The sequence below is a fragment of the Janthinobacterium sp. FW305-129 genome (assembly GCF_020858115.1).
GTDB lineage: Bacteria > Pseudomonadota > Gammaproteobacteria > Burkholderiales > Burkholderiaceae_D > Janthinobacterium.
Genome location: NZ_JACYMM010000008.1, coordinates 264,459 through 290,413, shown reverse-complemented (window position 1 = coordinate 290,413; position 25,955 = coordinate 264,459). Strand labels below are relative to the sequence as shown.

26 protein-coding genes, 1 tRNA gene and 1 pseudogene are annotated in these 25,955 nt (G+C 61.1%); 17 read left to right on the top strand and 11 right to left on the bottom strand.

Features of this window, described 5'->3' with window-relative positions; genetic code table 11:
* Positions 1 to 235 precede the first annotated feature (235 nt).
* Positions 236 to 2,311, top strand: coding sequence for a hypothetical protein (locus IGS61_RS18220; protein WP_230540964.1), 2,076 nt, complete (start codon positions 236 to 238; stop codon positions 2,309 to 2,311).
* Here the strand turns inward: IGS61_RS18220 and IGS61_RS18215 are convergent.
* The 4 genes from IGS61_RS18215 to IGS61_RS18200 form a co-directional block, all read right to left on the bottom strand.
* Complete coding sequence (locus tag IGS61_RS18215) at positions 2,308 to 3,057, bottom strand: DUF72 domain-containing protein (protein ID WP_230540963.1); 750 nt, start codon at positions 3,055 to 3,057, stop codon at positions 2,308 to 2,310. The genes IGS61_RS18220 and IGS61_RS18215 overlap by 4 nt on opposite strands.
* A 69-nt stretch (positions 3,058 to 3,126) precedes the next feature.
* Positions 3,127 to 3,873 (bottom strand): UDP-2,3-diacylglucosamine diphosphatase, encoded by a 747-nt coding sequence (locus IGS61_RS18210; protein WP_230540962.1) that lies wholly within the window; start codon positions 3,871 to 3,873, stop codon positions 3,127 to 3,129.
* Positions 3,874 to 3,959: 86 nt separating this feature from the next.
* Positions 3,960 to 4,451 carry a peptidylprolyl isomerase gene (locus tag IGS61_RS18205; protein ID WP_034784044.1) on the bottom strand — a complete coding sequence of 164 codons (492 nt, stop codon included), beginning with the start codon at positions 4,449 to 4,451 and terminating at the stop codon, positions 3,960 to 3,962.
* 73 nt (positions 4,452 to 4,524) lie between these two features.
* Positions 4,525 to 5,154, bottom strand: coding sequence for a peptidylprolyl isomerase (locus IGS61_RS18200; protein WP_230540961.1), 630 nt, complete (start codon positions 5,152 to 5,154; stop codon positions 4,525 to 4,527).
* Between the two features lie 278 nt (positions 5,155 to 5,432).
* Between IGS61_RS18200 and cysS the strand changes: the two genes are divergently transcribed.
* From cysS to IGS61_RS18160, 9 genes and pseudogenes are all read left to right on the top strand, one after another.
* Positions 5,433 to 6,827, top strand: a complete 1,395-nt coding sequence (gene cysS / locus IGS61_RS18195; RefSeq protein ID WP_230540960.1) for a cysteine--tRNA ligase — start codon at positions 5,433 to 5,435, stop codon at positions 6,825 to 6,827.
* Positions 6,827 to 7,546 (top strand): DNA-3-methyladenine glycosylase family protein, encoded by a 720-nt coding sequence (locus IGS61_RS18190; RefSeq protein WP_230541027.1) that lies wholly within the window; start codon positions 6,827 to 6,829, stop codon positions 7,544 to 7,546. Before cysS ends, IGS61_RS18190 begins: the two co-directional genes overlap by 1 nt.
* Positions 7,547 to 7,600: 54 nt before the next feature.
* Positions 7,601 to 8,575 (top strand): acetyl-CoA carboxylase carboxyltransferase subunit alpha, encoded by a 975-nt coding sequence (locus IGS61_RS18185; RefSeq protein WP_034784047.1) that lies wholly within the window; start codon positions 7,601 to 7,603, stop codon positions 8,573 to 8,575.
* 159 nt (positions 8,576 to 8,734) lie between these two features.
* On the top strand, positions 8,735 to 10,153 hold the full coding sequence (gene tilS / locus IGS61_RS18180) for a tRNA lysidine(34) synthetase TilS (protein WP_230540959.1): 1,419 nt from the start codon (positions 8,735 to 8,737) through the stop codon (positions 10,151 to 10,153).
* A 196-nt stretch (positions 10,154 to 10,349) separates the two neighbouring features.
* Positions 10,350 to 11,597: an aspartate kinase gene (locus IGS61_RS18175; protein WP_034756957.1), complete on the top strand. Its 1,248-nt coding sequence runs from the start codon at positions 10,350 to 10,352 to the stop codon at positions 11,595 to 11,597.
* Positions 11,598 to 11,707: 110 nt separating this feature from the next.
* Positions 11,708 to 11,800, top strand: a tRNA-Ser gene (locus IGS61_RS18170).
* A gap of 390 nt (positions 11,801 to 12,190) precedes the next feature.
* Positions 12,191 to 12,352 (top strand): annotated as a pseudogene (locus IGS61_RS28025) (IS21 family transposase); the annotation flags it as partial.
* Between the two features lie 100 nt (positions 12,353 to 12,452).
* Positions 12,453 to 13,061 (top strand): hypothetical protein, encoded by a 609-nt coding sequence (locus tag IGS61_RS18165; RefSeq protein WP_230540958.1) that lies wholly within the window; start codon positions 12,453 to 12,455, stop codon positions 13,059 to 13,061.
* Positions 13,062 to 13,440: 379 nt separating this feature from the next.
* The gene (locus IGS61_RS18160; RefSeq protein WP_230540957.1) at positions 13,441 to 15,045 is read left to right on the top strand and encodes a methyl-accepting chemotaxis protein; all 1,605 of its coding nucleotides are present in this window, start codon (positions 13,441 to 13,443) and stop codon (positions 15,043 to 15,045) included.
* 57 nt (positions 15,046 to 15,102) lie between these two features.
* Here IGS61_RS18160 and IGS61_RS18155 read toward each other — a convergent pair whose 3' ends face one another.
* From IGS61_RS18155 to IGS61_RS18135, 5 genes are read right to left on the bottom strand one after another with little or no spacing between them, the layout of a single operon-like run.
* Positions 15,103 to 16,215, bottom strand: a complete 1,113-nt coding sequence (locus tag IGS61_RS18155) for a hypothetical protein (protein ID WP_230540956.1) — start codon at positions 16,213 to 16,215, stop codon at positions 15,103 to 15,105.
* Positions 16,212 to 17,042 carry a PoNe immunity protein domain-containing protein gene (locus tag IGS61_RS18150; protein WP_230540955.1) on the bottom strand — a complete coding sequence of 277 codons (831 nt, stop codon included), beginning with the start codon at positions 17,040 to 17,042 and terminating at the stop codon, positions 16,212 to 16,214. Before IGS61_RS18150 ends, IGS61_RS18155 begins: the two co-directional genes overlap by 4 nt.
* Positions 17,043 to 17,058: 16 nt before the next feature.
* Positions 17,059 to 17,922, bottom strand: a complete 864-nt coding sequence (locus IGS61_RS18145) for a PoNe immunity protein domain-containing protein (protein ID WP_230540954.1) — start codon at positions 17,920 to 17,922, stop codon at positions 17,059 to 17,061.
* 29 nt (positions 17,923 to 17,951) lie between these two features.
* A complete protein-coding gene (locus IGS61_RS18140) occupies positions 17,952 to 18,797 on the bottom strand; it encodes a PoNe immunity protein domain-containing protein (RefSeq protein ID WP_230540953.1) in 846 nt (281 codons plus the stop codon).
* A 1-nt stretch (position 18,798) separates the two neighbouring features.
* Positions 18,799 to 19,692: a PoNe immunity protein domain-containing protein gene (locus tag IGS61_RS18135; protein ID WP_230540952.1), complete on the bottom strand. Its 894-nt coding sequence runs from the start codon at positions 19,690 to 19,692 to the stop codon at positions 18,799 to 18,801.
* Between the two features lie 278 nt (positions 19,693 to 19,970).
* On the opposite strand from IGS61_RS18135, the gene IGS61_RS18130 reads away from it, so the two are divergent.
* From IGS61_RS18130 to IGS61_RS18100, 7 genes are all read left to right on the top strand, one after another.
* Entirely contained in the window at positions 19,971 to 20,576 is a 606-nt protein-coding gene (locus IGS61_RS18130; protein ID WP_230540951.1) for a hypothetical protein, read from the top strand.
* 129 nt (positions 20,577 to 20,705) lie between these two features.
* Positions 20,706 to 21,389, top strand: a complete 684-nt coding sequence (locus tag IGS61_RS18125; protein ID WP_230540950.1) for a DUF2325 domain-containing protein — start codon at positions 20,706 to 20,708, stop codon at positions 21,387 to 21,389.
* A gap of 69 nt (positions 21,390 to 21,458) precedes the next feature.
* Positions 21,459 to 22,283 (top strand): TlpA disulfide reductase family protein, encoded by an 825-nt coding sequence (locus IGS61_RS18120; RefSeq protein ID WP_230540949.1) that lies wholly within the window; start codon positions 21,459 to 21,461, stop codon positions 22,281 to 22,283.
* Positions 22,284 to 22,358: 75 nt separating this feature from the next.
* The gene (locus IGS61_RS18115; RefSeq protein ID WP_086138316.1) at positions 22,359 to 22,634 is read left to right on the top strand and encodes a metal/formaldehyde-sensitive transcriptional repressor; all 276 of its coding nucleotides are present in this window, start codon (positions 22,359 to 22,361) and stop codon (positions 22,632 to 22,634) included.
* A gap of 10 nt (positions 22,635 to 22,644) precedes the next feature.
* Positions 22,645 to 23,607, top strand: coding sequence for a CDF family Co(II)/Ni(II) efflux transporter DmeF (gene dmeF, locus IGS61_RS18110; RefSeq protein WP_230540948.1), 963 nt, complete (start codon positions 22,645 to 22,647; stop codon positions 23,605 to 23,607).
* Between the two features lie 91 nt (positions 23,608 to 23,698).
* Positions 23,699 to 24,040 (top strand): zinc ribbon domain-containing protein YjdM, encoded by a 342-nt coding sequence (locus tag IGS61_RS18105; protein ID WP_077402365.1) that lies wholly within the window; start codon positions 23,699 to 23,701, stop codon positions 24,038 to 24,040.
* A gap of 64 nt (positions 24,041 to 24,104) precedes the next feature.
* A complete protein-coding gene (locus IGS61_RS18100; protein ID WP_230540947.1) occupies positions 24,105 to 25,139 on the top strand; it encodes an RNA methyltransferase in 1,035 nt (344 codons plus the stop codon).
* 89 nt (positions 25,140 to 25,228) lie between these two features.
* On the opposite strand, the gene IGS61_RS18095 is transcribed toward IGS61_RS18100, so the two are convergent.
* Positions 25,229 to 25,633 (bottom strand): hypothetical protein, encoded by a 405-nt coding sequence (locus IGS61_RS18095; protein ID WP_230540946.1) that lies wholly within the window; start codon positions 25,631 to 25,633, stop codon positions 25,229 to 25,231.
* Positions 25,634 to 25,706: 73 nt separating this feature from the next.
* The gene (locus IGS61_RS18090) at positions 25,707 to 25,934 is read right to left on the bottom strand and encodes a hypothetical protein (RefSeq protein WP_086138321.1); all 228 of its coding nucleotides are present in this window, start codon (positions 25,932 to 25,934) and stop codon (positions 25,707 to 25,709) included.
* Positions 25,935 to 25,955: the final 21 nt, after the last annotated feature.

Here is a 25,955-nt window from a genome sequence, read left to right as displayed (position 1 = left end):
TGATAACTTTTGGCTCGAACCGGCGCCAGCAACCATGAAAGCAGAAATGTTAAATTGCTTTGAGGAAGTGCAAAACCTGTTCAGGCGTGCCGGCTGCGGCGCCGCCCTGTTGGCGCTACTGAGCGCCTGTGGCGGCGGTTCCGGCGGTGGCGCGGCCACGCCCGTAGCACCTGTCGAAACGCCACGATACCTGCTGGGCGGCACGGTCAGCGGCTTGCTGCCTGGCACCAGCGTCGTGCTGGCGAACGGCGCGGATAAAGTGACCGTCACGGCCAACGGTCGCTTCAGCTTTGCCGGCAAGCTGGCGGCGGGCACTGCGTATCAAGGCAAGGTCGACAGCGCCTCCGCCGGCCTGGGCTGCAGCATCGCCCCAGGCGCGGCGACCATGGGCAACGCGGATGTCGATACCCTGGCCGTGCGTTGCCTGCCTGTCTTGCTGGCCGGGGTGCAGGAACAGATCCAGCGTGTCGATGGCATGGTGCAGGATGGCGCGGGCAATTCTTACTTCGCCGATTCGTCCACGCAGGTGATCCACAAGCTCACCCCTGACGGCAACCTGAGTATCTACGCCGGCATGCCGGGCAAGGCTGGTGCCGTTGACGGGCCTGGGGCCAGCGCGACTTTCAACATGGGCGGCGGCCGTGCACCGCTGGCGATCGACGGCCAGTCCAATCTGTACGTGGCCGATAGCTGCAATGGCCTGGTGCGAAAAATTACGCCTGCCGGGGTGGTCAGTACACTGGCCGGCAAGCGCCGCACCAATTGCGGCGCGACACCGGTCGCGCCGAATGGCACGCCTGTGTATGCCGATGGGCCGGGAGCGCAAGCGGGGTTCGGATGGATAAGCAGCATGGCCGTGGAGCGTAACGGCGATCTGCTGCTCGCCGATGATGGGCAGTCCACGCTTCGCCGGGTGACGCCAGATGGCGTGGTCAGCTCCATGTCTGTCATGTTTTTCGAACCGAACAGCCAGCCGCGGGCAGGGCAGGTAGGTCAGATAGCGGTCGATGCCATCGGCGTCATTTACTTGAGTAACTATGGCGGCAGTAAGATATATCGCCTTGACAATGGCCAGGCTTTCCTGATTGCTGGCAATGCGAGAACGACTGGCTATGATGGCAAGGGCGTCAATGCCAGCTTCAGGGGCGTGCGCAGCATGGTGTTCGAGCGCAGCGGCAATTTGTTGCTGGTCGACCGCGACGCCATCCGCCGCATGGCGCCCGATGGCGAGGTGACGACGGTCGTGGGGCGCCTGGTGCCTGATGCTGCGGGGAAACCTGTCGACTGGAAAAACCTCGCGCTGATATTGCGCGAGGAGTCAGGCGCCATGCTGGTCTACGATGCCAGTCTGCCGCGCTTGAGCCGGGTGGATGCCGGCAACAGGATTGTGACCGTGCCTGTCATGCTGAGCGAAGCCGGGCCGGCGGACGGCGTGGGCGCTGCGGCCCGCGTGGGTACGGTCAGGGCGTCGGGCATGTGCGGCGACCCTGCAGGGAATGTCTATCTGCTCGATGCGGCCAACAAGGTATTGCGCCGGCTGGCGCCAAACGGCAAGCTTGAGGTCCATGCGGGGATTGCCGGCCGCGCGGGCAGCGATGACGGGCCACGGCTCAGCGCGACCATGCTCAGCCCCGTGGCCATTGCTTGCGGCGCGGATGGCGCCGTGTATGTGGCGGACAGGGCGCCGAATTCTGCTTCATTTAATTTGCGCAAGATCAATGCCGACGGGGTCATGTCCACCGTTGAGCCATTGCCAGCAGACGGTTTTGGCCTTCAGCAATATATCCTGGCGGTTGACAAGGATGGCTATATCACCTGGACGGAGGCTTTGGGCGGGGGGATTTACCGGCGCCCGCCCGGTGGCGTATTTTCCTTGTTTGTGTCCTTTGAGACCCTCGCGCGCTCCTTCAGCGACAGTGATCTCGGCTTGCAAGATATTCTGCCCTACAGCATGGTATTTGACAGCAAGGGGAATCTGTATTTTGATGACTATTATCATCAAGTGATCTTCAAGGCGGATCGTTCCGGCGCCGTGACCGTGTTTGCCGGCACCTTGTACTCGACTAAAAATGCCGACGGTGCGCCTGGCGTGGGCAGCCTGTCCTTTGCCGGCATGCCCAGCCTGGCCATCGACAAGGCCGACAACCTGTACCTGAGCGGCCAGGATGGCGTGCGCAAGATCGATGCGGCCGGGGTCATTTCTACGCCACAACTGGCATGGGGCAATCCCATCGTGGAGGTTTTGGCTTTTGGCAACGGAACCTTGTATGGTTATACCGCCCGCGCCATCGTCCAGACGCCGTTGCCTTAGGCGGGACTTCGGTCAGGCGCGGTTGGCAAGCCCATCAGCCGCGCCTGCAAGTCCAGCGCATTGAACAGGGCGGCCCCGGCCGCCGTATTGTCGAAGATGCACCAGCTGTTCGCTGGCGCCCGTGCGGCCAGTTCATTGGCCAGGGCCGCCAGGTAGTCGGCAGGGTAGTCCGAGTAGTAAATCCGCGGGCTGCCGTGCAGGCGCACGTAGGCGGCCTCCGTGGTCGGCACGTGCGGACCCGGCTGGCCAGCGGGCGGGTCGGCGCGCACGCGCGTGATGCGCTGTATCGTCAAAAGCGTGGTCGCACCTTCCTCGAACCAGCTGGGATGGCGCGCCTCCCAGGCCAGCATGCCGTCGAAGCGTTGCCTTAGCGCAGTCAGGAAGTCAAAGGCCACGTCCGCCTCGAAACGCAGGCTGGGCGGCAGCTGCACCAGCACGCAGCCCAGTTTATTCCCCAGTTGCAATACTTCCCCCGCAAAGCGGTCCAGTTCGGCAGTGCCATCGCGCAAACGCCGTTCGTGCGTGATGCTGCGCGGCAATTTCACGCTGAAGCGAAAATGCTCGGGCACGCTGTCGGCCCAGCGCGCGTAGGTTGACGGCTGGTGCGGGCGGTAGAAAGAACTGTTGATTTCCACGCAGTCCAGCACCTGGGCATAGCGCTGCAGGTGGCTGCCATCGAGGGGGAAGTGGCGGGCGGCGGCGCTGGAAATACTCCATCCGGCCGTACCGATGTAGCGAGTGTGCATGGTGCCATTACAGCGCAGGCCGGCCTATGGCGCTATCGGACTAAACCCCGTGGCGGAGTCAGCTTTCGCCTAGTCGATGATGTCGCCGTTCAGCTTGTGGCGCGTGATGTTGCCGCGTGCATCAATGGCGATCCAGCCGCCGCGTTGCGGTTCCACGTCGCATTCCCAGTCCGGCAAGACATAGCGCAAGGTTTCGTCAACTTTATGCAGGGCAGGGCGGTGCGTATGGCCGTGGATCATGACGGTGCTGGCGTTTTCGGCAAATACTTGGGCGACAGCGTCGGGCGTGACATCCATGATGTCCATGGATTTTTCGCCATTGTGCTCGCGGCTGCTCTGGCGCAAACCATCGATGATGGCCTTGCGCTGCGCCAGCGGCATGGACAGGAACTGCTTTTGCCAGGCGGGCTGGCGCACCATGGCGCGAAACTCCATGTAGCTGACGTCTTTCGTGCATTCGGCGTCGCCATGCAGCAAGACGATGCGCCGGCCGGCAATTGTTGCCACGTGCGGTTCGCTGAGCAGGGTAGCGCCGGCGGCGGCGGCAAAGCCGGAGCCGACGAGAAAGTCGCGGTTGCCGGCGATCCAGTAGACGTGCACGCCAGCATCGCTGACGGCGCGGATGGCGGCCGTCATGCGCGCATTGAACGGGTCTTCCAGGTCATCGTCGCCGGCCCAGTATTCGAACAGGTCGCCTAATAGATACAGCGCTTGCGCATATTGCGCATGGTGTTCCAGGAAAGAAAGAAACGCCGCGCTGGTGCGCGGATGCGAGCTCTGCAGATGCAGGTCGGAAATAAAGAGTGCGGCAGGCATTGTCATCGTTCAACGCTCCCAAGAAGTGAAGTGCATGGAGAGGCGCAAACGCTGCAATGCCTGTTATTCATGATGCAGTAGCCGAATTAAACTGCTTCGACTTTTTCGATGATGACATCGGTTACTGGCACATCGGCGAACATGCCGGCGCGCGAGGTTTTCACGGCGCGGATGGCGTCGACGACTTCCTTGCCTTCGGTGACTTTACCGAACACGGCGTAGCCCCAGCCGTCCTGGCCTGGATAGTCGAGGAAGCTGTTGTTCTTGATGTTGATGAAGAACTGGGCCGATGCCGAATGCGGATCCGACGTGCGGGCCATGGCCAAGGTGTACGTGTCGTTTTTCAGGCCGTTCTTGGCTTCGTTTTCCACGGTGGTGTCGGCAGGCTTCTGTTTCATGCCTGGCTCGAAACCGCCGCCCTGGATCATGAAGCCGTCGATGACGCGGTGGAAAATTGTGTTGTCGTAGTGACCAGCTTTCATGTAGGCGAGGAAGTTGGCAACCGTTTTCGGCGCTTTCTCGGCGTCCAGTTCAGCGGTGATCTTGCCCAGATTGGTGGTGATGATGACGGAGGTCATGATGATCCTTAATAAATTGGATGAATAATTGATTCAGCGGTGCCAGCCAGGCCGGCGCCGCAAAAACGCTATTTTACAGTTTTGCGGGCGCTGTCTTGAGTAAAGTCGCCGATTCGATCACCACGGGGGTGACCGGCACGTTCTGGTGCGGACCCTTGTCGGCCACGGGCACGGCCTTGATCTTGTCGACCACATCCATGCCACTGACGACTTTGCCGAACACCGTGTAGCCGAAGCCGTCGCGGCCAGGATAGTCGAGCGCGCCATTGTCGTTGACGTTGATGAAGAATTGCGCGGTGGCCGAATGCGGGTCGCCCGTGCGCGCCATGGCGATGCTGTAGGTGACGTTTTGCAGGCCGTTTTGCGCTTCATTCCTGATCGGCGCCTTGGTGGCTTTTTGTTTCATGTTCTTGTCGAAGCCGCCGCCCTGTATCATGAAGCCGTCGATGACGCGGTGAAACACCGTGCCCTTGTAGTAACCACTGTTGACGTACTGCAGGAAATTGGCCACGCTTTTTGGCGCTTTTTCCTGGTCCAGTTCCAGCACGATCTCGCCCATGCTGGTTTTCAGGGCCACGTGGGGCGTCGGGTCGAGGGCGGTCGCCGGAGCGGCTGCCACGACGGCGCTGCCCAGGGTCAGGCCGGCAAACAGGGTGCAAAAGCGGGCCAGGAAAGACAGGCGTTTCGATTTGATTTCTTGCATGAAGGCGTCCTTAATCGTTATTTTTCTTTAAACTTGCTTTAATTGTAAATAAATGAAAATTCGGTTGAACATCGTAAAAACCTGATTCATATCGGGCCAGTATGGTTTTTATCAATGTTATACTTGACCGCTAACGCCCTAATTCTAACAAACAAGAACAACAATATAGCGGGTCGTACAGTCTCGGCGCACACGGCAGTTCAGTGGCGCGGCACCCCTGGTGTCCGCGCCTGTCTGTCGTTTTGCCAGGCTGGCGGCCGCTCCACTTGCAAAGTACGATGAGCAATCTAAAGATTTACAACACCCTGGCTCGCGAGAAGCAGGTATTCGTCCCGATGGAAGCGGGCAAGGTACGCATGTACGTCTGCGGCATGACCATCTACGACTATTGCCATATCGGCCATGCGCGCATGATGATGGCCTTCGACGTCATCTACCGCTGGCTGAAGGCGTCCGGCTTCGACGTCACGTATGTGCGCAACATTACGGACATCGACGACAAGATCATCCGCCGCGCCGTGGAAAACGGCGAGACGATTTCCCAGCTGACGACGCGTTTCACCCGGTACATGGATGAAGACACGGCCGCGCTGGGCATCCTGACGCCCGACCACACGCCGCGCGCCACCGAATACGTGCCGCAGATGCTGCGCCTGATCGAGCAGCTGGAAGCGAAGGACCTGGCTTACCAGGGCGCGGACGGCGACGTCAATTACGCCGTGCGCAACTTCCCCCACTACGGCAAGCTGTCGGGCAAGTCGCTCGACGACCTGCGCGCGGGCGAGCGCGTCGATGTGAACACGGGCAAGCGCGATCCGCTCGACTTCGTGCTGTGGAAGTCGTCGAAGGAGTCCGAGCCGGAAGAAGTCAAATGGGACTCGAAGTGGGGCAAAGGCCGCCCGGGCTGGCATATCGAGTGCTCGGCCATGTCCTGCGCCTTGCTCGGCGAACAATTCGACATCCATGGCGGCGGCGCGGACTTGCAATTCCCGCACCACGAAAACGAGATCGCCCAATCCGAAGGCGCGTTCGGCCACACCAGCGTCAATTACTGGATCCATAACGGCTTCGTACGCCTGGACAATGAAAAAATGTCCAAGTCGCTCGGTAACTTCTTCACCATCCGCGAAGTGCTGCAAAAGTTCGATGCCGAAGTGATCCGCTTCTTCATCCTGCGCGCGCACTACCGCAGCCCCCTGAATTACTCGGACGTGCACCTGGACGACGCGCGCCTGTCGCTGACCCGCCTGTACACGGCGCTGGCCGACGTGGCGGTGGAAGCGGGCGCCATCGACTGGAGCGAAGCCCATGCCGTGCGCGTGCGCGAAGCGATGGACGACGATTTCAACACGCCGCTGGCCGTGGCCGCCCTGTTCGACCTGGCAACGGAAGTCAACAAGAGCAAGTCGCCGGCCCTGGCGCGTCAATTGAAGGGCCTGGCGGGCGTGTTCGGCTTGCTGGAGCGCACGCCGCAGCAATTCCTGCAGGCAACTGTCGGCGCGGCCGGCGGCCAGGACGAGGCGACCGGCATCGAAGCGGCCATCGCGGCGCGCAGCGCGGCGAAAAAGGCGCGCGACTTTGCCCAGTCCGACAAGATCCGCGCCGAATTGTTGGCCGCAGGCATTATTCTTGAAGACAAGCCTGACGGCTCGACCAACTGGCGCCGCGCATGATGGCTACGTCCAGGGAAAACGGGGAAGCGCCCAAGGTGACGGACCTGGCGCAAGTGATCCAGGTGCCGCACTACTGGGAAGAGGCGAAGATCGAGCTGATGAAGCGCGACCGCATCATGAAAAAACTCATCCCGCAATTTGGCGACCTGCACCTGGTCGGCCATAGCGACCCGTTTACCACCCTGGCCCGTTCGCTGGTGGGCCAGCAGATCACGCCCAAGGCGGCTGATGCCGCCTGGAAAAAGCTGCTGCTGGCTTGCCCGAAATGCACGCCTTCACAAGTCTTGAAGGCCGGCGCCGAGCAACTGTCCGCCTGCGGTTTGTCTAAACGCAAGACCGAATACATCCTCGACCTGGCCGACCATTTCAAGGCCAAGCGCGTGCACGCGAGCCAGTGGGATCAGATGGATGACGAAGCCGTCATCGCCGAACTGGTGCAGATCCGCGGCATCGGCCGCTGGACAGCCGAGATGTTTTTGATATTTAATCTGCTCCGGCCGAATGTCTTGCCGCTCGACGACCCGGGTTTGATCCAGGGCATCAGCGTCAATTATTTTTCCGGCGAACCAGTTTCCCGCAGCGATGCCCGCGAAGTTTCCGCCAATTGGGAACCGTGGCGCACCGTGGCGACGTGGTATCTGTGGCGCAGTCTCGACCCTGCAGCCGCCCCTGCCGCACCCGATGCAGCCCCCGGCGCACCAGCCGGTACGGTAAAATAAACATAGATGACGCCGCGCGCCCTGGCGCCGTGGCCGGTAAAACCTGGAGGTACAATGACTAAAACGACTTTCCTCAATTTTGAACAGCCGATCGCGGAACTCGATTCCAAGATCGAAGAGTTGCGCTTCGTGCAAGACGATTCGGCCGTCGACATCTCGGAAGAGATCGACCGCCTGGCCAAGAAGAGCCAGCAGCTGACCAAGGATATCTACGCCAAGCTGACGCCTTGGCAAGTGGCGCAGATCGCGCGCCACCCGCAGCGCCCCTACACCATGGATTACGTGAATGAAATCTTTACCGATTTCCACGAATTGCATGGCGACCGCAGCTACGCGGACGATCTGTCCGTCGTCGGCGGCCTGGCCCGCTTCAACGGCCAGCCGTGCATGGTCATCGGCCACCAGAAGGGCCGCGACACGAAAGAGCGCGCCATGCGCAATTTCGGCATGCCGAAACCGGAAGGCTACCGCAAGGCCATGCGCCTGATGAAAGTGGCTGAAAAGTTCAACTTGCCCATCTTCACCTTCGTTGACACGCCAGGCGCCTTCCCCGGCATCGATGCGGAAGAGCGCGGCCAGTCGGAAGCCATCGGCCACAACCTGTACGTGATGGCCGAGCTGAAAGTGCCGCTGATCGCCACCATCATCGGTGAAGGCGGTTCCGGCGGCGCGCTGGCCATTGCCGTGGGCGACGCCGTGCTGATGCTGCAATACTCGACCTATGCCGTGATCTCGCCGGAAGGCTGTGCCTCGATCCTGTGGAAGAGCGCCGAGCGCGCCTCCGACGCGGCCGAAGCGCTGGGCCTGACGGCGCACCGCCTGAAAGCCATGGGCCTGATCGACAAGATCATCAACGAACCGCTGGGCGGCGCCCACCGCGATCCGAAACAGATGGCCACCTTGCTCAAACGCGCACTGGCCGACACCCTGCGCCAGTTCCAGGGCATGAAAACCAAGGATCTGCTGGCCGCGCGCCATGAAAAACTGCTGAGCTACGGCAAGTTCAAGGAAACCACGCCGAGCGAGTAATTTGTTGAAACCCAACGGCAGAGTCTGGGGTCAGACCCTTAGGGTCTGACCCCGGCAGTTAAGGTCTTGGGTTAAAGCAAGCATCACACACCAGGGACAGGCAGGTAGCCGAACACATTCGGCTATCCACCTGTCCCTCTTTGCATTCCCGGAGTCCGAATGAAAAAGCAACAAACCGCCACCGTGCCCGACATCTTCGCCAGCGCGCTGGAAACCTGCGGACCGCAAGCCGGCGAGACGGTCGGCATCGCCCTCAGCGGCGGCCTCGATTCCGCGGCCCTGCTGCACCTGGCGCATGCCTGGGCGCAGGAGCAGGGCGTGGCCTTGCACGCGTTTCACGTGCACCACGGCCTGAGTCCGAATGCGGATGCCTGGCTGGCCCACTGCGAGCAGGCGTGCGCCGGCCTGGGCATCGCCTTCGAGGCGCGCAAGGTCACCCTGGAAAAGAATGCGAAGACGGGCACGGAAGAGGCGGCCCGCAAGCGCCGCTACGCGGCCCTGGGCGAGCTGTGCGCCGCGCACGGCGTGCGCCTGCTGCTCACGGCTCACCACCAGGACGACCAGGCCGAGACGGTGCTGCTGCAATTGCTGCGCGGCTCCGGCACGGCGGGGCTGTCCGGCATGGATGGCGCCAACAGCGCGCCCGAGCTGCTGGGCAACCCGGACCTGGTGATGGCGCGCCCCTTGCTTTCCGTGTCGCGCAGGCAACTCGAAGCGTATGTGGACAAGCATGCCATTGCGCACATCCACGACGAGTCGAACGACGATCCCCGCTTCGCCCGCAATGCCCTGCGGCACCAGGTGATGCCCGTGCTGGCGCAGGCGTTTCCCGGTTTCCAGGAGCGCTTCGCCCGCAGCGCCCAGCATGCGCAATCGGCGCAGCGCCTGCTGACGGAACTGGCGACGCAGGATCTGGCCGCTTGCCTCGACGGCGACTGCATCGAGCTGGCGAAATTGCGGGAATTGAGCGCGGACCGCTGCTACAACCTGCTGCGCCACTGGTTCGGCACGCGCGGCTTGCGCATGCCGTCGACGGCGTGGCTGGCGGAAATGCTGGCGCAACTGCTGGAGGCGCGGCCCGATGCGCAACTGCTGGTCACGCATCCCGAATGCCACGTGCGGCGCCACCGCGACCGGCTGTACCTGACGCCCAAGCTGAATGACCTTGCCGGCATGCGCGACAAAAGCGATGCGGGCATTCCCGGCCTGGAAAAAGCCGGCCAGCAATTTACGTGGCAGGGCGAGGCCAGCCTGGCCTTTCCCGCGTATGGCGGCGTACTGCATTTCGATGCGGTGGAAGAAGGCGGGCAGGGTATCGATATTGCCTGGTTGCAAGCTCAAACCTTGACCATCGACTTCCGCCAGGGCGGCGAGCGCCTGAAACTGGCCCTGAACCGTCCCACCAAGAGCTTGAAATACCATTATCAGGCGTTCGACGTGCCCGCCTGGGAGCGCGAACGCCTGCCCCTTGTCTGTGCGGCGCAACAATTGCTGTACGCGGCTGGTATCGGCCTCGATTGCCATTGTCTGAGTCTGCTGGATCGTCCCCGCGTCGCCTTGCGTTGGGTCTCCTGCTGAGCGCAGGGGCAGCCGCCACGGCCACTCTCGGGGTGGCCGGCAAGTGGCTGCTCAAGCCAGCTGGACTGCATGGATTGGTTATTTCCATATGCGCAATCGGTATGAGCTAATGCGCTTTTTAGCTTGTTATTTTGCATTGCGGCATGTAGAGTAAAGCCCTCCTTTTTTATTCTTCTTGAGCGGAAACTTCACTCTTATGGCTTTAATCGTCCACAAATATGGCGGTACGTCGATGGGCTCGACTGACCGTATCAAGAATGTCGCCAAGCGCGTTGCCAAGTGGCACGACGCTGGGCATCAAATCGTGGTGGTGCCATCCGCCATGTCGGGCGAAACGAACCGCCTGATTGGACTGGCCAAGGAAATCATGGATCAACCCGATCCCCGTGAACTTGACATGATCGCCTCGACAGGCGAACAGGTGTCCGTCGGCCTATTGTCGATGGCATTGCTGGCGATCGGCAAACAAGCCGTATCCTATGCTGGCTGGCAAGTCGCGATCAAGACCGATTCCGCCTTTACCAAGGCACGCATCCAGTCGATCGATGACGAAAAAGTCAAACGCGACCTCGATGCGGGCAAGATCGTCATCATTACCGGTTTCCAGGGCGTCGACGAACACGACAACATCGCGACCCTGGGCCGCGGCGGTTCTGACACCTCGGCCGTGGCGATCGCCGCCGCCATGAAGGCGTCCGAATGCCTGATCTTCACGGACGTCGATGGCGTCTACACGACCGACCCGCGCGTGGTCTCCGAGGCGCGCCGCCTGAAGACCATCACCTTTGAAGAAATGCTGGAACTGGCTTCGCTGGGTTCCAAAGTGCTGCAGACGCGCTCGGTGGAATTTGCCGGCAACTACCGCGTTCCCACGCGCGTGCTGTCGTCGCTGACCGACCCGATGTTGCCGCTGGAAATAGAAGCCAATTCAGGCACCCTGATTTCGTTTGAGGAAGATACAAACATGGAACAAGCAGTCATCTCCGGCATCGCCTTCAACCGCGATGAAGCCAAAATCACCGTGCTCGGCGTGCCCGACCGTCCAGGCGTGGCGTACCACATCCTGGGACCGGTGGCGGACGCGAATATCGAAGTCGACATGATCATACAGAATCAGTCGGTCGACGGTAAAACGGACTTCACCTTCACCGTCTCGCGCGGCGAATACACGCGCGCGCTGGCCGTGCTGGAAGCGAACCGCGAATCGCTGGGCGCGGCCAGCATCACGGGCGACGCGAAAGTGTCGAAACTGTCCGTCGTCGGCGTCGGCATGCGCAGCCATGTGGGCGTCGCCTCGCAAATGTTCCGTACCCTGTCGGAAGAGGGCATCAACATCATGATGATCTCCACTTCCGAGATCAAGATCTCCGTGCTGATCGATGAAAAGTACATGGAACTGGCCGTGCGCGCGCTGCATAAAGCGTTCGAGCTGGAAAAAGCGTAAATATCCAAAAATATTGCCCCACGCCCTTGACCAAAGGGGGGGCAATCGATATTATGACGTTCGTCGCTGCAGCGCAGTTAGCTACAGAGACATAGTTGAGTAATCAGCTAGGAGACGTGGCCGAGTGGCCGAAGGCACATCCCTGCTAAGGATGCATACGGCTTATACCTGTATCGTGGGTTCGAATCCCACCGTCTCCGCCAGAATCAAATAAAAAAGCCTCCCCTGCGGGAGGCTTTTTTATTTGTCTGGACGGAACGGTGAAATTCGAAGACGGAGCGCCCTGAAGGGCGCGCAGGCTCTCCGAATCGCCCATCTGCCGCGCTGCGCGCGGCCCCGTTGGCCGCGCAGCGGCCAACGCCGCCCCCTCATCTCAGGCAGTAGCGGCCAGCGCATGCGCCGACCTCTGCCTCCCCAAATAAATTCTTTCCCCTATCCTTCCCATGTCACTTGCCACTGCCAGCGCCGCAGCGCCAGAGCACAAGCCCACGGAGCGCTCTAACAGCCAGCCACTTGCCTGCTGCCTTGGTGGCGCTGGGGAAAAACGACGCCGTGATATGCACCCGCCCCCGGACTCTGATCCGCTTGATGATGCTGGTGAGCTTCCTGCACTCCTGAAGACCGAGGCGGCGCGATCACGCAAGCAGCGGCGCACGCTGAAACAGATTCGTGAGGATTTGAAGGAGTTGGGTTTCAAGGGGTCTTACGACAGGATCGCGGCGTTCGCGAGGGCATGGAGAACGGGTCAAATTGAGAGGGTCAATCCAGCCAGCAAACGAACATGCCAGACAGCGATCGGAAGATATGCAGTATAAGTCTAACGGACGATATACATTAGAAGTTGGAAAATAGAATATGAATAATTACACTCAAGATTATTTTTTCATAGAAAAGCAAGCAGATAATGATCATTTGCCATCGCTGATGCCGGATGAAAATACTGAGGATCGGCGATTTCGCTTTGAAAAACAAGACATGGGCTCGCCACCGTTGATTTTTTTTAACGGCTGGAAACAGGAAAATCTGGCCGCGAAGATCAAGGATACTGCCGCAGACATTCTGTTCGATGGTGCGGATATCATGGTCAAAAAAAATATACGCGAGCAACTGCTGGATAAGGATATTCCTGATTTGCATATGCATCCTGCCATTTATATCGATGACAAGGGCGCTTGGCACGAAGACTATTGGTATCTTACCTTTACAAGCCAGCTTGACTGCTGGGATAGAAAAAAATCGTCGTACAATCCAGAGCCATTGGTGGCGGGTGGTGACACACTATTCAGCGTCTACAGTTATTGCCTGGACGAGGCATTGCTGGAGCGAACGCCTTTAAATAACCGTTTGCTATTCAAAATGGGCGCAACGATAGATGGATTGCTGGCATGTCACAAGAGTATCGCCAGCATATTTTGCGCCGGCAATCCTTCGGGGGCAATGCTGACCAAGGTAGCGGACTATTGAATGGTTTGCATGTCCAGTTCAGGGATGCTGCGCGAGCACCTCTCCACTTTCTTGCCAACGGCCCACGCTGACCGCCTGTAAGCTGATCCGCCTAAAGATCGCCAAAGCCGCTTTGGTGGTCAAATGCAAACCGACCGAAGTGAGCTTTATCCGCGCCGTGCATTCACTTCAGGCAGTAGCGGCTGGCATATACGCCGCCTTTGCGAGCACATACTTCGGCCTCAGCCCCCCCCCAAAAAATACATTCTTTCCCCCATCCCTCCCAAACCCCTTAAAAAGTTGCATAATCTGCAAATGCCGCGCAGAACTTCATCCTGGCCAGCGTGGCCTATGCCAGCGGCATGGACGGCATGGTCCGCACAACCGAGGGGGTACGCACATGCAGCTGCTTCGCCAAGTCAAACTGTCGCGCCGGTTGGCCTTGTTGGTCGGCATCTTTTCGCTGGGCATGATCGTGTATGGCGGCTGGTCGCTGCGCGTGCTGCACGAACTGAAGGTCAACGGACCCGTGTATCACCGCATCGTGCAGGGCAAGGATCTGGTGGCTGACGTGCTGCCGCCGCCCGAATACATCCTCGAATCCTACCTGGTCGCCTTCCAGCTGATGGCGTCCGAAGAGCGGGGCGCGCAAGACAAGCTGGTCGAACGCCTGAAGGCATTGAAGGTTGAGTACGACACGCGCCACCAGTTCTGGCGTACCCAGGATCTCGATCACGATATCGCCGACACCTTGCTGACGCAGGCGCACGCCCCTGCAGTGGCATTCTATGAGATGGCATTCACGCGCCTCATTCCCGCGCTGCAGGGGCAGGACAAGGCTGGCGTGGCCACCGCCATGGCGGCGATGGCGGCCAGCTACGATAGCCATCTGGCGGCCATCAACCGCGTCGTCGACATGACCAGCAAGCGTTCCGGCGCATTCGAGACCGAGTCGGCCGACAGGGCGCGCTCGGCGACCGTGCTGCTGGCGGGCTTGCTGCTGGCATCGCTGGGCGTCAGCATCGCCGGTGCCGTGTTGATCAGCCGGAGCATTACCGGCCCCCTGCAGGAGGCGCTGCGGGCCGCGCAGAGGGTGGCGGCCGGCGATTTGAGCAATCGCCTCGACAAGCGCTTTTCCGATGAGCCCGGTCAATTGCTGCAGGCCCTCGAAGCGATGAATGGCAGCCTGTCGCGCACCGTGGGCCAGGTGCGCAGCAGCACGGAAAGCATTACGGTGGCTTCGCGTGAAATCGCGGCCGGCAATTTCGACCTGTCGTCGCGCACGGAGGCGCAAGCCAGTTCGCTGGAAGAAACGGCTTCCGCGATGAAGGAGCTGACCAGCACGGTAAAGCAGAATGCCGACAATGCCAGGCAGGCGAATCAGCTGGTGGTATCGGCGTCCGAATTTGCCGTGCAGGGCGGGCAGGTGGTCGGGCGCGTGGTCGATACCATGGGTGCCATCAATGCCAGCTCGCGCAAGATCGTCGATATTGTCGATGTGATCGACAGCATCGCTTTCCAGACGAATATCCTGGCCCTGAATGCGGCCGTGGAGGCAGCCAGGGCGGGCGAGCAGGGGCGCGGCTTCGCCGTCGTCGCCAGCGAGGTGCGCAGCCTGGCGCAACGTTCGGCCAGCGCCGCGCGCGAAATCAAGGCCATGATCGGCGACTCGGTCGAGCGCGTCGATGCGGGCAGCAAGCTGGTGGACGAGGCGGGCGCCACGATGGACAAGATCGTGACATCCGTCAAGCAGGTGGTCGACCTGATGAGCGAAATCGCCGCCGCCAGCCAGGAGCAGAGCCTGGGCATCGAACAGGTCAACCAGGCCATCACGCAGATGGACGAGGTCACGCAGCAGAACGCCGCCCTGGTCGAAGAGGCGGCCGCCGCTGCCGGCAGCCTGGAAGAGCAGGCGGCCAGCCTGGTGCGGGAAGTGGGGGTGTTCAAGCTCGACGCGGGCGCCGCTGCCGGCGTGCTTGCCGCGCCCGCGCATCCGGGCCGCTGACAGGCTGGCTGGCGGCCCGGATGCCGTTCGGCATGGCGTTTCGTGGGCGTTGCTGCGCTATGGCGCGCGAACCGCTGCAATGGCTTGCTTGTGGCACGTCGCCAGGCTGCCTGTGCAGGCGGAAAACGTTTCCAGATAGGTGATGGTTTTCTCGTACTCGTCGATCAGGTAGCGCAGCTGATATGTCGCCTCGACAGATTCGCCCGTGCCTTTGTCCCGCAGCCTGTACATATCTTTCAAGAAGCGTTTTCTTCGCACCAGTTCCGCAGCCAGGCGCGCCTTGCGCTCGGCGGCCGGTGGCAGGGGATACGGCTTGCCATTGATGGATTTGACGCCCTCGGGCGTCAGATCCAGGTCCTTGCCGGGAGCGCGAAATTCCACGCTCATGCTGCCATCCGCCTGCACCAGTATCAGCAGTTCGTCGGCGTCGCCGTAGGCCGGCAAGGTCAGGGCCAGCACTTCAGGCTTGCCCTTGGGCAGCCAGCGATATTCGAGCTTGACCTGCAATGGCGCGGCGGCCTGCGCCGGCAGGAAAAGGCAGCAGCTGGCGGCGCTGCTCATGTAAGGATGCAGTGGATCGGTATCGACAGCGTTGTCGGGATTGCTGGCGGAACTGATGCCCACCTGTATCATGCGCGGGCTGTAGTTCAAGGTGCTGACCGACAACTGCCGTTCACCGGCGCCGGACGTGGAGCCGTCCCGGCCCCGCTCCCCGCGCTCGTCCGCAAGTAGTGGCCGGTGGAACAGGGTGGTAATGCCGAAGGCCGCGATATTGCTGATATAGCCGGTATCGGACGGGCCGACGCGTGAGTTCTTGTTTCCCGGCGTGTGGTAGAGGTAGCCGATCTCTCCCAGCGCTAGCGCGCTGACCATGCGGTCCTGCTGAAACAGTGGCGGCGACGCATAGCTGTCGCTGCTGCCCATGACTTTGGCGTAGATGGGGCCCGTCCATGGCCCGTCGCCGCCAAAACGCGCGCGTACCAGGTACTCATTCAGCAACGGCACCACTTTCAGGACATCCTTGGTCTCGCCGGTGACAGGGTCGATGATGGAATAAATGCCCGGAAAGGGATCGGTGGCGGCAGGCGACTGCCTGGGCAGGGCGAAGCAGAGTCCTGCAACCACGGTGACGGCGGTGGCGATGGCGATGCTGGCGCTGGTAGCTTTCATGCGCCGGGACCTTTCCCTTGCCTTCTGCGGAACGCCACCAGGTCGGCCGGATAGAATTCTGCGCCGCGATAGCCGCTGTCGTCGATATCGAGCACGCAGGTGATGGCGGCCGCTTCCCAGGACCAGTAGCCCCAGAACGAGGTGTCGCGCCGATGGCTGTCGTAATAGGGCTCGCGGCGGCTGGCCTCATACCATTGCTGCAGATAGGCCTGCATCAGCGCGGGACGGGCATCTTTTTCTGCCGCGAATATCTTGAGTGTATTGACGTAGGGCAGATGGCGCGTGCACTTTGGCCAGGCGGCATCCCTGCCGGCGACGAAGCATGCCAGCAGCCGCTCCAGCAAGCCATCCTTTTCATGGTTATTGAAATCGATGACGGGCGCCAGCCGGGGCAGCAAACTGCCGCAGCCCAGCAAAATGCCTAGGCAGACCATGCGGTTGACCTGTTCGTAGCCGTCGCCGGGCAGGGTGAAGTGGGGAAATCCCTGTTCGGCTTCGCCGGCCTGAGCGTCAAATGCCATGTCATGGCGGGCAAACGTCAGCCAGTAAGCGAGTATCGTCGGATACGCGCCGCGCAACTCGTCGAGCGGGTGGCCGGCGCTATAGGCGAGGGCGAGCTGGTCGATGCCATCCCAGGCCCGCTGGCGCGTGGCCGTCATGAAATTTTCTGGTGGGATATGTTGCAGCACGTGCGCCGGCTGTTGCAAGCCGGCTGCCACCATGTCGTAGCACTCGTCCTGGCTTTCCTTGCTTTCAAGGTAGATGGCGTAGGACAGCCGCGCTTCCCTGCGCCGCGCCAAAAAATCCTGTTCGTTCAGCGTTTGCATTCTTGTCCCTTGCTGATTATGGTTGCGGCCATGCAACTTCACTGGTGTAGCGCGCTTCTTTTCGTAGCCGTCGCGCATGGTCGACCAGGTCCCTGGGATACACCAGGGATCTGCTCTGGCTATCGTCCAGGTCGAGCAGGAAAACCGTCGCCGCCGCTTCGAATGCCCAGTAGCCGTAATAAGGTGCATAACCTGCGTCCCTGACTCTCAAATGTCCGTCATGCCAGCGTGGATGATGTCGCATGGCTGGATACCACTGTTTCAGGTATTTCTGGAGCAGGGCGAGCGTGGCATGCTCGTCCTCTTCAAAGAAGACTTGCGCCAGGGTACTGTAGGGCTTGCCGAGGACGCAGGCGTGGAGATCCTGGCTGTCGTCGACATAGGCGCTGATCAATTGCTCGAACAGGCCATCGCGGCCACGGTGGCTGCGCAGCACGTGGATGATGCGCAGCACCGAGCGCTGATCGCGCAGCAGGATGGCAATGCTGAGCAGTTGCAAGGTGTCCTGGTAGTCGGACAGGATGGAAAAGTCTGGCGCGCCGGAGTAGGCGTACGGCCCGTAATCTGGAAACTCAAGCGCCGCTTCCCGCTGACTGACCTGGTCGACCGTATTCCATTCTTCAAATTTGTCCACGATGTCCGCGATGCGCGGCGCCAGGGCCTCGATGGACTCGCCCGCCGTGTAGTCGAGCATCCAGAGCCAGAGCAGTTCCAGATACAAAAAATGATGAACGGAAGCATTTTCCAGCGCTGAATCGGCGACCTTTTTATGTTCCAGTCTTCCTGCAATCAGCGCAAATTGATTGTTGCGCGTTTTGACATACAGTTCTTCATCCAGAAATTGCTGGCGGCGCCGCTCGTGAAATGGCAAATCTTCCATGCCTGGATTCCTTTTTCGGGTGAAACTGGTCATGTGCTGGTGTGACGGTTTTCTGCGCGTAATTTTCGGGCATAGTCAACGAGGTCCCTGGGATAGACCATATGGTTGATGCCGTCATCGTCGACATCAAAAACAAAGACCATTGCGCCGGCTTCAAATGCCCAATAACCATAATAGGGTGCGTAGCCTTCCTCGCTGATGCGCAGATGGCCGTCGTGCCAGCGCGGATGCTGTTTCATGGCTGGGTACCATTGCTGTAAATACTTCTCGATCAGCATGCGTGCCGCAGGTTCGTCGTCTGCATGAACTGCCTGCAGCAAGGTAGCGTAGGGTTTTGCAAACATGCAAGTGTCGAGCTCCATCGCATCGTCCACATACGCGCCAATCAGCTGTTCGAACAGGCCGTCTTGCCCACGGTGGCTGCGCAATATTCGGATAAGGCGCCTGACCGAGCGTTGATCGCGTAATAATATGGCGATGCCTAATAATTGCAAGGTATCTGCATAATCGGAAAAATCCCCGAAATTCGTTGCTGCCCTGTATTTGTATGGGCCATATTCAGGATACTGCGACAGCGTTTCCTGTTGATGTTGCTGGTCGACCTCGTTCCATTGCGAAAATCTGTCCACGATGCCTGATAGCCGTGGTGCAAGTTCTTCGATAGGCACGCCGGCCGTGTAATCGAGCATCCAGATCCAGAAATTTTCGAGATATAAGAAATAGTGCGCCAAACTGCTATCTTCAGCGGATTCAGCCAATTCCTTGTTTTTCAGCTGAACCTGTAGCAGGGCACGTGAATTTTCCAGGGTTTTTTCATATTGATCCTGATCAAGGAATTGTTGGCGACGACGAGCGTTGAATGGCTTATTTTCCATGCTATTCGCCGGCTTTTCGTTTTGCCGATGGATTCGCCGATGGATTCGTATACAGGCTGGTGTGGCGGCCTTCCTTGCGTAATTGGCGCGCATAGTCGACCAGATCCCTGGGGTACACCAGATGCCCGGCCTGGCTATCGTCCAGGTCGAGCAGGAAAACCGTCGCCCCCGCTTCGAATGCCCAGTAGCCGTAGTAGCCGGCATAGCCTTCCTCGCTGATATTGAGATGCTCGTTGTACCAGCGCGGATGATGTTTCATGGCCGGATACCATTGTTTCAGGTATTTCTGGAGCAGGGCCAAGGTAGCTTCCTCATCCTCCTCATAGAACACTTGCAGCAGGGTGTCATAGGGCCTGGCGATGATGCAGGCGTCGAGTGCTTGTCCATCCTCCACATATCCGTCGATCAATTGCTCGAACAGGCCATCGCGGCCACGATGGCTGCGCAGCACGTGGATGATGCGCAGTACCGAACGCTGATCGCGCAGCAGGATTGCAATGCTCAGCAGTTGCAAGGTGTCCTGATAGTCGGACAGGATGTAAAACTCTGGTGCTCCCTGATATTCATAGGGTCCAAACTCTGGAAACTCAAGCGCCGCATCCTGCTGATAGAGTTGATCGACCGCATTCCATTCTTCAAACTTATCCACGATGTCCGCGATGCGCGGCGCCAGCGCATCAATCGGCTCGCCAGCCGTATAGTCGAGCATCCAGAGCCAGAATTCTTCTAAATACAAAAAATGATGGACGGAAGCATTTTCCTGCGTTGAGTCGGTGACTTTTTTGTTTTCCAGTCCTCCTGCAATCAGCGCAAATTGATTGTTGCGCGTTTTGACATACAGTTCTTCATCCAGAAATTGCTGGCGGCGCCGCTCGGTGAATGGAAGATTGTTCATCTTGTCCGGCTGCCGTCGTGATCGATGGGTAAGGAAGATGCGCTTGCATGGAAAAATGCGGACATTGTTTGGGAATCCGTGTGGTGAGGTATTCGTACTGGCAGTTGATGTAATGACTTGTTTGCAAGATTACACACTAGAAATAGTGATCGAACAAGCGCGATTCAATTGAATCGTGTGCCAGAAAGAAAGATTCAAAATAGATAATATGAGCGACGCGATGGCGTGCCGCAGGTGTTTTCGGCCGTCATCGTCTTTTTACGTGAACAGGAGCAAGCATGAGCAAGATCAAATACGCGGCCGCTGCGGCCTTATGGGCCAGCCTGTCGCCCGCCATGGCGGCGTCCACCGCGGCCGCACCGCCGTTCCTCGATGTGCTCGTCTATCAGTACGCCAATTGCGTCAAACCTGCCTACCATCAGGCCGACCTGCTGGTACAGGACGGGACGGGGCGCTACCAGATCGACGTCAAGGGCGAGGCCTACACGGTCGAACTGCAGGAACGCATGGGCTTTTCGCTGCAGGCGGGCATAGGCGGTCCCGTGGCGGCCGTCGTCAAGCTGGACCGTCCACCCAAGGGACAGTTCGAGGAGCAGGCGCGCTGGCGCGAGCGCTGGCTGCGCGACGTGGCCGAGCGCAGCGGCGTGGCGCTGGACGAGCGGGCGCTTGCGGGCGGCGCGCGCCTGCTGGCCGTCAACAAGGGCGAGATCAAGGGTAACTATGTGGGGCAGTCCCTGCTGATCGATCCGGCACGGCAGTTGTTCATCGACATGGCGTGGCCGAATACGCTGGACATCTATCGCGGCCCCGATGGCGTGCAGCATGTGCGGCAAGTGCAGGACGACGTCTGGCAACGCCTGCTGTCCTGCTTGCCCGCCGCGTGACGCCGGTGGCGAGCGCATACCCCTGCTGCGTGCATGTGCATACACAAATAATAATGATTCTCATTTATAATTCGTGGCTATGGGGGTGCAATGGGCAGGCGCCGTGGCGCCACGGGTGTGAAGGAGGGCATGATGGGCAGTGTGTATGGCAACGAGGACGCGATCGCGCATGAGCATCGCGTGCTGATGGGAGAATATGGGCGGGCGCAGGCCCGCTGCAGTGCGCAGCTGGCCGCGCAGGCGGCGCGCATCGCGCAGCTGGAGTCGGAATTGATGCGCGCGCGGGCGCAAGTCGTGATCCGCGATACGCGGCTGGCGCTGGCGCGTGATGAATTGGCCGAACTGGCGGCCGCCGCACCGGGCCTGCCTACGCGGGCACGGCTGGCGCGCAAGGTCGAGTGGCTCAGTGAGCGCGTGCAGGACCTGATGCGCGAGTTGCTGCGCCTGCAGTGGTTGCCCGCGCCGGGCTTGCGGGCCGACGTGCGCGAAAAGGCCGTGCTATACGTGGGCAACTATGCAAATCTGGAGCCGGGCCAGGCTGCGGGCGGCGTCCACGTGGCGCAGCAGGCCGTCGAGCAGGCCGGCGGACGCTTCCTGCACCATGCGGGCGGGGACGACGGCGCCGACGACGTGGCGGCGCTGGAAGCGGGGCTGGTGGCGGCCGACCTGGTGATTTGCCAGACGGGCTGCGTCAGCCACGATGCCTACTGGCGCGTGCATGACCACTGCAAGCGCACGGGCAAGCAGTGCGTTCTGGTGGACCAGCCGCAAGCCATGCATTTCGTGCGCAAGGAAGCGCTGGCTGCTTTTTGATTCCGGATTAATGCCGGCTTAATCCGCATGGGGCAGAATGGCCACCATTCGACGTCATAGAAAGCGCCCATGCTGTCCCTGCAAATCGGCCACCTGGCCCTGCCCACGGGCCTGGTTCTGTTGTTCTTCTCCCTGTGCGTCGCCTACGGCGCGGCGTGGTGGCTGCGGCGCTACCGCCAGCTGCCCGACGCCGGTCCCCTCGTTTCCGACATGCTGATCGCCGGCCTGCTGGCGGCGCGGCTGGCGTTCGTGCTGCGCTGGCATGAACAGTATCTGGCCGCGCCCTGGTCCATCCTGAATATCCGCGACGGCGGCTTCCTGGCGCCGGCCGGCATCGCCGCCGCGCTGGCCATCGCCGCGTGGCGCTGCCGGCGTCCCGCCATGGCGGCCATGCGCCGTCCTCTCGTCATCAGCGTGGCGTCCGGCGCGCTGGCCTGGGGCGTGCTGAGCGCAGGGATGGGGCTGGCGTATGACAAGCCGGCAGCCTTGCCGGCCGTGGCGCTGCAGGCGCTCGACGGCGCGCCAACGACCCTGGCGGCGCTGGCCGGCGGCAAGCCCATGGTGGTCAACCTGTGGGCCAGCTGGTGCCCGCCATGCCGGCGCGAGATGCCCGTGCTGGCCGCCGCGCAGCAGGCGCGCGCCGATATCGTCTTCGTCTACGCGAACCAGCGCGAGGATGCGGCTGCCGCCAGCGCTTTTCTGGACAAGAGTGGTGTGACCTTGCGCAATGTGGTGCTCGACAGCGAGGCGGCGCTGGGCAAGGCGGCCGGCTCCTCGGCCTTGCCGACCACCCTGTTCTATGACGCGCAAGGGCGCCTGGTCGACACCCACCTGGGCGAATTGTCCGACGCCTCGCTGGCCAGCAAGCTGCAGAAGATCACGCCCGTTCCCTGAGGCGGGTATGCCTTTTGACGTAACCGTGGCGGCTTCTGATAGTATACCCCCCTATAGTATTTATCGGGGTGAATCATGGGCCACACGGCACACAACAAGACCAGGCTGCTCAATCGCGTCAAGCGCATCAAGGGACAGGTGGAAGGCCTGGAGCGGGGCCTGGAAGAGGGCCGCGACTGCGGCGAAGTGCTGCAGCTGATCGCCGCCGTGCGCGGCGCCGTCAATGGCCTGATGGCGGAAGTCATCGAAGAGCACTTGCGCGAGCACGTGGCCAGTCCCGATATCTCCGGCGAGGAGCGGGCCAGGGGCGCCGACGACATCGCGGGCATCCTGCGCACCTACCTCAAATAAGGAGATCGTCATGAAAACGCCATCCCTGAGCGAAGACCTCTCCGCCTGGCAGCACGAACACGTTTTTGACAGCAGCAATGGCAAGGCGGAACGCCGCGCGCGCATCGTCATGTGGATCACCCTGGCCACCATGGTGCTGGAAATCGTCGCCGGCTGGTGGTACAACTCCATGGCCCTGCTGGCCGATGGCTGGCATATGAGTTCGCACGCGCTGGCCATCGGCCTGGCCGCCTTTGCGTATGCGGCGGCGCGCCGCTATGCGCGCGACCCCCGCTTTGCCTTCGGCACGTGGAAGATCGAGGTGCTGGCCGGCTACACCAGCGCCATCCTGCTGCTGGGCGTGGCCGTGCTGATGGTGGCCGCTTCCGTCGAGCGGCTGTTCTCGCCGCAGCCCATCCATTATCCGCAGGCGATGGCGGTGGCGGCCTTCGGCCTGCTGGTGAACCTCGTGTGCGCGCTGATCCTCGGTGGCCACCACGATCACGGGCATGACCACCACGGCGGCCATGACCACCACCACGACCATCACGGCCATGGCGAAGACCTGAACATGAAGGCCGCCTACATCCACGTGCTGGCCGACGCCGCCACCTCCGTGCTGGCCATCGTGGCGCTGGCCGGCGCGTGGGCTTACGGCTGGCAGTGGCTCGATCCCGTGATGGGCATCGCGGGTGCCGTGCTGGTGGCCCTGTGGGCGAAAAAGCTGATGCAGGAGACGGGCAAGGTCTTGCTGGACCGCGAAATGGACCATCCCGTGGTGGACGAAATCCGCGAGGTGGTGGAAGTGGAAAGCGCCGGCGACACGCCGCGCATCGTCGACCTGCACGTGTGGCGAGTGGGCAAGCAGCTGTATTCGTGCGCCTTGTCCGTCGTCAGCCGCGATGCCAGCCTGACGGCCGCCCAGCTGCGCGCGCGCATCGGCATCCACGAGGAAATCGTCCACAGCACCATCGAAATTATTCGCCGGCCTTGATAATGATGGGGAAAAAAGCACGCTGATGCGGGGCGTAGGCCGTATAATGTCGGCTTTTACAGCACGCGCTGTTCACCAGACAGAGAAGAAAATGAGCACATTACCACCATGCCCGCAATGCCAATCCGAATTCACGTACGAAGACGGCAGCCAGTTGATCTGCCCTGAATGCGCGCATGAATGGTCGGCCACGGCTGCAGAAGCGGCGGAAGAGGGCGCCAAGGTGTACCGCGATTCGGCCGGCAATATCCTGCAGGATGGCGACACGGTCAGCGTCATCAAGGACTTGAAATTGAAGGGCGGCGGCGGTGTCGTCAAGATGGGCACCAAGGTCAAGAACATCCGCCTGGTCGACAGCGACCACGATATCGACTGCAAGATCGACGGCTTCGGTTCCATGAGCCTCAAAACCGAGTTCGTCAAGAAGGTGTAAGGCTTTTACCTGTAACACGGCGCGCCGGCTTCATTCCTGCGCGCCGTTTTTTTATTCAGACTCCATGCAAATCGATCATCTGCGCCAGCGCCTGCGCGCCCTGGGCGCCAAGCCCCTGCACGAACAGCGCGTGCTGCGCGACTGGATACAAGGGCAGCCGCACGACCAGGGCCGGCGCCGCGCCGAGGACTTCCTGCCGCTGCCCGTGCGCGAGGCCCTGCCCGCGCTCGACCTCGAATTGCAGGGCATGCTGAAACTGCTCAGCAGCCATCCGGGCGCGGACGGTTCGGCGCGCCTGCTGGTGGGGCTGCACGACGGGCAGACGGTGGAAAGCGTGCTGCTGCCGCGCGACGGCCTGTGCGTGTCGAGCCAGGTGGGCTGTGCCGTCGGCTGCCAGTTCTGCATGACGGGCCGCGACGGCTTGATCCGGCAAGTCACCAGCGGCGAAATCGTGGCGCAGGTGGTGCTGGCGCGCACTCTGCGTCCCGTGAAAAAAGTCGTCTTCATGGGCATGGGCGAACCGGCGCATAACCTGAACAATGTGATGGAAGCGATCGAGCTGCTGGGCACCGAGGGCAATATTGGCCACAAGAACCTCGTGTTTTCCACCGTGGGCGACCCGCGCGCCTTCGAGCGCTTGCCGCAGGGGCGTGTCAAACCAGCGCTGGCCCTGTCGCTGCACACGACCAAGCCGGCGCTGCGCGAACAGTTGCTGCCGCGCGCGCCCAAATTATCCCCGCGCGAGCTGGTGGACTTCGGCGAGTCGTATGCGCGCCTGACCGGCTACCCGGTGCAGTATCAATGGACCCTGATGGAAGGCGTCAATGATGGCGAGGACGAGATGGACGGCATCGTGGCGCTCTTGCAGGACAAGTACGCCGTGCTGAACATGATCCCGTACAACACCATCGATGACTTGCCGTTCAGGCGCCCCAGCTGGGACAAGGCGCGGGCGATCGCCGCCGCCCTGCACGCGCGGGGCGTGCTGACCAAATTGCGCGATTCAGCCGGGCAGGACGTGGAAGGGGGATGCGGGCAGTTAAGGGCGCGCGAAGCGAAGGGCAGGGTCATTCCCATCCGTGCCAGCGTGACGGCGTAGGTCGGATTAGCGGAGCGTAATCCGACATTCGCCCATACGCCAACAATGATGTCGGATTACGCGGTGCCCGCTAATCCGACCTACTCGGCTCACACCCCACCGAGCAAATCGTTTTCATTCAAAATCGCAAACGCGATCTCGGGGTGCGCGGCCAGGCAGCGCCGCACGGCGGCCGGAATGGCGGCGCGCGTCTTGCGGCACAGGCCCGGTTGCTCCAGCAGGCGGATCTGGAAGCCGCGCACGCTGCGCACTTCGCCGCTGCCCGGTGCAATCTGCAATTCCACGCCCAGGTTGCTCTTCAACAGCAGTTGCAGCTTCTGCAGCTGTGCATAGGTGGCGATGCCCTCGATATGCGCCAGCAGGCGCTTTTCTTCCGCCAGGTTCAGGCGCAGGATGGACAGGTCCGCCTGCGCATCGTCGAGCAGCCGCTCGCGTTCGCAGTCGCACAGCTGCGGCGGACACTCCTTGCGGACTTCAAAATCGACGATGCGCATGCTGGTGTTCCAGTGACGTTCCAATGGCGATCCGGGATAAATCCAGTATCGTCCGCCATTTGGCGCCTGTCAATCAGCGCGGGCTGACGATCAGCCGCCAGAGGATAGGCCCCTGCTCGCTGCTGTGCTGATGGTGGTTTTGCGGCGGCATGACGTGGCCTTCCGTCGACACGATTTCGTGCGCGCAGCCGTCGCAGCGGTAGATGCCCGAATACGGCACGGCTTCACCGGGCGACGTCAATTCATCGAAACGCGGGTGCATGGAGCGGGCCACGTAGCTGGGGTTCTTGTAGTCGGCCATGGATTCCTCGTGAAGTGGGTA

Excerpts from the sequence above, each read along its gene's own strand:
- cysS (WP_230540960.1), top strand. The coding sequence starts at position 5,433 with ATGAGCAATCTAAAGATTTACAACACCCTGGCTCGCGAGAAGCAGGTA.
- IGS61_RS18150 (WP_230540955.1), bottom strand. The coding sequence starts at position 17,042 with ATGCAAACGCTGAACGAACAGGATTTTTTGGCGCGGCGCAGGGAAGCG.
- IGS61_RS18215 (WP_230540963.1), bottom strand. The coding sequence starts at position 3,057 with ATGCACACTCGCTACATCGGTACGGCCGGATGGAGTATTTCCAGCGCC.
- IGS61_RS18100 (WP_230540947.1), top strand. The coding sequence starts at position 24,105 with ATGCAAATCGATCATCTGCGCCAGCGCCTGCGCGCCCTGGGCGCCAAG.
- dmeF (WP_230540948.1), top strand. The coding sequence starts at position 22,645 with ATGAAAACGCCATCCCTGAGCGAAGACCTCTCCGCCTGGCAGCACGAA.
- IGS61_RS18115 (WP_086138316.1), top strand. The coding sequence starts at position 22,359 with ATGGGCCACACGGCACACAACAAGACCAGGCTGCTCAATCGCGTCAAG.
- IGS61_RS18145 (WP_230540954.1), bottom strand. The coding sequence starts at position 17,922 with ATGGAAGATTTGCCATTTCACGAGCGGCGCCGCCAGCAATTTCTGGAT.
- IGS61_RS18205 (WP_034784044.1), bottom strand. The coding sequence starts at position 4,451 with ATGACCTCCGTCATCATCACCACCAATCTGGGCAAGATCACCGCTGAA.
- IGS61_RS18125 (WP_230540950.1), top strand. The coding sequence starts at position 20,706 with ATGATGGGCAGTGTGTATGGCAACGAGGACGCGATCGCGCATGAGCAT.
- IGS61_RS18185 (WP_034784047.1), top strand. The coding sequence starts at position 7,601 with ATGACTAAAACGACTTTCCTCAATTTTGAACAGCCGATCGCGGAACTC.
- IGS61_RS18155 (WP_230540956.1), bottom strand. The coding sequence starts at position 16,215 with ATGAAAGCTACCAGCGCCAGCATCGCCATCGCCACCGCCGTCACCGTG.
- IGS61_RS18160 (WP_230540957.1), top strand. The coding sequence starts at position 13,441 with ATGCAGCTGCTTCGCCAAGTCAAACTGTCGCGCCGGTTGGCCTTGTTG.
- IGS61_RS18090 (WP_086138321.1), bottom strand. The coding sequence starts at position 25,934 with ATGGCCGACTACAAGAACCCCAGCTACGTGGCCCGCTCCATGCACCCG.
- IGS61_RS18105 (WP_077402365.1), top strand. The coding sequence starts at position 23,699 with ATGAGCACATTACCACCATGCCCGCAATGCCAATCCGAATTCACGTAC.
- IGS61_RS18120 (WP_230540949.1), top strand. The coding sequence starts at position 21,459 with ATGCTGTCCCTGCAAATCGGCCACCTGGCCCTGCCCACGGGCCTGGTT.
- IGS61_RS18190 (WP_230541027.1), top strand. The coding sequence starts at position 6,827 with ATGGCTACGTCCAGGGAAAACGGGGAAGCGCCCAAGGTGACGGACCTG.
- IGS61_RS18165 (WP_230540958.1), top strand. The coding sequence starts at position 12,453 with ATGAATAATTACACTCAAGATTATTTTTTCATAGAAAAGCAAGCAGAT.
- IGS61_RS18210 (WP_230540962.1), bottom strand. The coding sequence starts at position 3,873 with ATGCCTGCCGCACTCTTTATTTCCGACCTGCATCTGCAGAGCTCGCAT.
- IGS61_RS18200 (WP_230540961.1), bottom strand. The coding sequence starts at position 5,154 with ATGCAAGAAATCAAATCGAAACGCCTGTCTTTCCTGGCCCGCTTTTGC.
- IGS61_RS18175 (WP_034756957.1), top strand. The coding sequence starts at position 10,350 with ATGGCTTTAATCGTCCACAAATATGGCGGTACGTCGATGGGCTCGACT.
- IGS61_RS18130 (WP_230540951.1), top strand. The coding sequence starts at position 19,971 with ATGAGCAAGATCAAATACGCGGCCGCTGCGGCCTTATGGGCCAGCCTG.
- IGS61_RS18135 (WP_230540952.1), bottom strand. The coding sequence starts at position 19,692 with ATGAACAATCTTCCATTCACCGAGCGGCGCCGCCAGCAATTTCTGGAT.
- IGS61_RS18140 (WP_230540953.1), bottom strand. The coding sequence starts at position 18,797 with ATGGAAAATAAGCCATTCAACGCTCGTCGTCGCCAACAATTCCTTGAT.
- tilS (WP_230540959.1), top strand. The coding sequence starts at position 8,735 with ATGAAAAAGCAACAAACCGCCACCGTGCCCGACATCTTCGCCAGCGCG.
- IGS61_RS18095 (WP_230540946.1), bottom strand. The coding sequence starts at position 25,633 with ATGCGCATCGTCGATTTTGAAGTCCGCAAGGAGTGTCCGCCGCAGCTG.